Below are 4,666 nucleotides of genomic sequence, written 5' to 3' on the forward strand. Positions count from 1 at the left end.
CACCCTTGGAGTTGAGTTCACCGAGGTTCTCCTTCATCACCACGGTCGACTTCACCAGCAGCCCGGACATGCCGATCACATCGGCCTTCTTGTCCTGCGCGGCGTCGAGAATGGTGGCGATGGGCTGCTTGATACCGAGGTTCACCACCTCGTAGCCGTTGTTGGACAAGATGATGTCGACCAGGTTCTTGCCGATGTCGTGGACATCGCCCTTCACCGTGGCCAGCACGATCCGTCCCTTACCCGCGTCGTCGGTGGCTTCCATGTGCGGTTCCAGGTGCGCGACAGCGGTTTTCATCACCTCGGCCGACTGCAACACGAACGGCAGCTGCATCTGGCCCGAACCGAACAGCTCACCGACGGTCTTCATGCCCGAGAGCAGGGTCTCGTTGATGATCTGCAGCGGCGGCACGGTCTGCATCGCCTCGTCGAGATCGTCACCGAGACCGTTGCGTTCACCGTCGACGATGCGCCGCTCGAGACGCTCGAACAAGGGCAGCAGCGCCATTTCCTCGGCGCGCGAGGCCTTCGACGAGGCCGTCGAGACACCCTCGAACAACGCCATCAGCTTCTGCAGCGGGTCGTAGTCCTCGGTGCGGCGGTCATAGATCAGATCGAGGGCCACCTGCTGGTGCTCGTCGGGGATCCGGCTCATCGGCAGGATCTTCGACGCGTGCACGATCGCCGAATCCAGTCCCGCTTCGACACATTCGTGCATGAACACCGAGTTCAGCACCTGCCGGGCGGCCGGGTTCAGACCGAAGGAGATATTCGACAGGCCCAGGGTGGTCTGCACCTGCGGGCGGCGGCGCTTGAGCTCGCGGATGGCCTTGATCGTCTCCTCGCCGTCCTTGCGCGACTCCTCCTGCCCGGTGCCCAGGGTGAACGTCAGGGTGTCGATGATGATGTCGGACTCGGCCAGGCCCCAGTTGCCGGTGATGTCGTCGATCAGCCGCTCGGCGATCGCGACCTTGTGATCGGCCGTGCGAGCCTGACCCTCTTCGTCGATGGTCAGCGCGACGACGGCGGCACCGTGCTCGGAGACCAGCCGCATGATCTGCTGGAACCGCGAATCCGGGCCTGCGCCGTCCTCGTAGTTCACCGAGTTCACCGCACACCGGCCACCCAGATGCTGCAGACCCGCCTGCAAGACCGGCACCTCGGTGGAGTCGAGCATGATCGGCAGCGTCGAGGCGGTGGCCAGCCGTGAGGCCAGCTCGTTCATGTCGTCGGCACCGTCGCGGCCCACGTAGTCGACGCAGAGGTCGAGCATGTGCGCGCCGTCGCGGGTCTGGTCCTTGGCGATCTCGAGGCACCGCTGCCAGTCGGCGGCCAGCATCGCGTCACGGAAAGCCTTGGAGCCGTTGGCATTGGTTCGCTCGCCGATCATCATGATCGACGCGTCCTGCTCGAACGGCACCGCGGTGTACATGCTCGAGACGGCAGGCTCGTGCTCGGGGTGGCGACGATCCTCGATCGCGGGCAGCGTCTTCTCGACCTCACGCACCGCCTCGGCGACCTGGCGAATGTGCTCCGGGGTGGTGCCACAGCAGCCACCGACCAGCGAGAGCCCGAACTCGGACACGAACCCGCTCATCGCGACGGCGAGCTCTTCGGGGGTGAGCGGGTACTCGGCGCCGTTGGCACCGAGCACCGGCAGACCGGCGTTCGGCATCACCGACACCGGGATGGTGGCGTGGCGCGACAGGTGCCGCAGGTGCTCACTCATCTCCGCGGGCCCGGTCGCGCAGTTCAGCCCGATCATGTCGATGCCGAGCGGTTCCAGCGCGGTGAGCGCCGCGCCGATCTCACTGCCGACCAGCATGGTGCCAGTGGTCTCCACGGTGACGTGGGTGATGATCGGGATCCGGCGGCCCGCCGCGATCATGGCCCGGCGACTGCCGGTGATCGCGGCCTTGACCTGCAGCAGGTCCTGGCAGGTCTCGATGAGGATGGCATCGGCACCGCCGTCGAGCATGCCGAGCGCGGCTTCGGTGTAGGCGTCGCGCAGCGAGACGAACGGCGCGTGGCCCAGGGTCGGCAGCTTCGTGCCGGGGCCCATCGAGCCGAGGACGTAACGCGGGGTGCCGTCGGCGGACGGACCCATCTCGTCGGCGACATCGCGGGCGATGCGGGTACCGCGCTCGGACAGATCGCGGATCCGGTCGGAGATGTCGTAGTCGGCGAGGTTGGGCAGGTTGCAGCCGAAGGTGTTGGTCTCCACCGCATCCGCGCCCGCCGCGAAGTAGGCGCGGTGAATCTCGGCGAGCACATCCGGGCGGGTGTCGTTGAGGATCTCGTTGCATCCCTCGAGGCCGCGGAAGTCGTCGAGCGACAGATCCGCGGCCTGCAACATCGTGCCCATCGCGCCGTCGCCGATGACGACACGCCGCCGCAGCGTGTCGAGGAGCGTGGTATCGAACCCGGTGGGCAAGGACGCAGACATGATTCAAGACTAGAGGGCACCCCCGACGAACGAGACCACTGTGGGTGAATCGAGTGGCCTGCGCCACTGTTCCCGGTGGAAACACGCAACACCGTCGGTCACCGCAAAACAATTCGCACAAGACACTAGGCTGACCGGGTGGATGCCAGTGAGACCCCCGAGACGGAACTGCCGACGTTGCGCAATCCCGTCATGGTTGCCGCCTTCGAGGGCTGGAACGACGCCGGCGATGCCGCCAGTGGCGCCATCGAACATCTGGAGTTGATCTGGGATGCCGAGCCGCTGGCCGAACTCGATTCCGAGGACTACTACGACTACCAGGTGAACCGGCCGACAGTCCGTCAGGTCGACGGGGTGACCAGGGAGATCCAGTGGCCCTCGACGATGCTGTCGGTGTGTTCCCCGCCCGGCAGCGACCGCGACGTGGTGTTGCTGCGTGGCATCGAACCGAACATGAAATGGCGCAGTTTCTGCGACGACCTGCTCGAGTTCATCGAGCAACTCGGCGTGGAGACGGTCGTGATCCTCGGCGCGCTGCTGGCCGATACCCCCCACACCCGGCCGGTGCCGGTGACCGGTTCGGCCTACAGCCCCGAGGCCGCCGAGCGATTCAGCCTGGAACAGACCCGGTACGAGGGCCCGACCGGAATCACCGGCGTGCTGCAGGACCAGTGTGTGAAGGCCGGGGTGCCCGCGGTGTCGTTCTGGGCCGCCGTCCCGCACTATGTGTCGCAGCCGCCGAACCCGAAGGCGACGATCGCGCTGCTGCACCGGGTCGAAGACGTCCTCGATATCGAGGTTCCGCTCGGTGAGCTGCCGAAACAAGCCGAGGAGTGGGAAGCCGCGGTCAACGAGATGACCCTCGGCGACGAGGAGATCAGCGAGTACGTGCGCTCGCTCGAGGAGCGCGGCGACGCGGCGATCGACCTCAACGAGACGATGTCCAAGATCGACGGCGACGCCATCGCGGCCGAGTTCGAGAAGTACCTGCGCAGACGCGGGCCCGGCAGCTTCGGCCTCTAGTTCTCGTTCACCGGGAGTTCGCCGCACAGGCGCCTCCCGGCCGCCCTCGGCACGCCACCTAGACTTTTTCGCGTGCCGACCCTGCCGATCCTCGCCCATCTGCGTGGTTTCGACGACCGCGTCGCGGTGCTGCACCCGGTGGGGCCCGCGTCCGCCGCCACCATCACCTCGGTGACCTACGCCCAGCTCGCCGACCGCGTCGCGGAGTTCTCGGGCGAACTGGGACCGGTCCGCCGGCTCGTCGCGCTCACCGCGGGCAACGATCTGGACTCCCTCGTCGCCTACCTCGGCGCACTCGACGCGGGGTGCGCGGTCCTGCTCACCGGCGAGCTCACCGGCGAACTGGCCGCAACCTACGACCCGGATGTGATCATCGACCGCGGTCGGGTCATCGCGAACCGCGCGCGGTCGGCGCACCGGCTGCATCCGGAGCTGGCGCTGTTGCTCAGCACCTCCGGGTCCACCGGGTCGCCGAAGCTGGTGCGGCTGTCGGCGCGCAATCTCGGCGCCAACGCCGAATCCATCGCCGAGTACCTCGGCATCGGCCCGGACGACGTCGCGGCGACCACCTTGCCGCTGTTCTACTGCTACGGCCTGTCGGTGGTCCACAGTCATCTGCTGCGCGGCGCGAGCCTGCTGCTCACCGAGCGCTCCGTGCTCGAGCCCGAGTTCTGGGACGAGTTCCGCGAGCACCGGGCCACCTCGTTCGCCGCGGTGCCCTACACCGTCGATCTCCTCGACCGGATCGGCTTCGCACGGATGTCACTGCCCGATCTGCGATACGTGACCCAGGCGGGCGGCAGGCTCGACCCGGCCAGGGTCCGGACCTACGCGCGGCTCGGCGCGGCCGCGGGCTGGCGGTTCTTCGTGATGTACGGCCAGACCGAGGCCACCGCCCGAATGGCGTATCTCCCACCGGAATCGGCGGACGAGCACCCCGATTGCATCGGAATCCCCGTCCCGGGCGGGCATTTCACCTTGGCACCGGTCGACGACGGCGCCGCGGAGGAACTCGTCTACCACGGCCCGAACGTGATGCTCGGCTACGCCCACCGCTCGGCCGACCTGGCACTGGGCCGCACGGTCGACGCGCTGCGGACCGGCGATCTGGCCCGGCGCACGCCCGACGGGCTGTACCAGGTCGTCGGCAGGCGCAGCCGCTTCGCCAAGCTGTTCGGTCTGCGCATCGATCTGGGC

General features: G+C 67.6%; 3 protein-coding genes. 2 read left to right on the top strand and 1 reads right to left on the bottom strand.

Going from position 1 to position 4,666, the window contains the following annotated elements; translation table 11 throughout:
- The coding region (gene metH, locus ACFWF3_RS24940; RefSeq protein WP_379315628.1) for a methionine synthase at window positions 1-2,446 on the bottom strand (2,446 nt) is incomplete at its 3' end.
- Window positions 2,447-2,638: 192 nt separating this feature from the next.
- Between metH and ACFWF3_RS24945 the strand changes: the two genes are divergently transcribed.
- Window positions 2,639-3,469: a PAC2 family protein gene (locus ACFWF3_RS24945; RefSeq protein ID WP_235569430.1), complete on the top strand. Its 831-nt coding sequence runs from the start codon at window positions 2,639-2,641 to the stop codon at window positions 3,467-3,469.
- Window positions 3,470-3,541: 72 nt separating this feature from the next.
- A partial coding sequence (locus ACFWF3_RS24950; protein WP_379315630.1) for an AMP-binding protein occupies window positions 3,542-4,666 on the top strand: 1,125 nt, incomplete at its 3' end.

It is taken from the genome of Nocardia sp. NPDC060220, from assembly GCF_042727815.1.
GTDB lineage: Bacteria > Actinomycetota > Actinomycetes > Mycobacteriales > Mycobacteriaceae > Nocardia.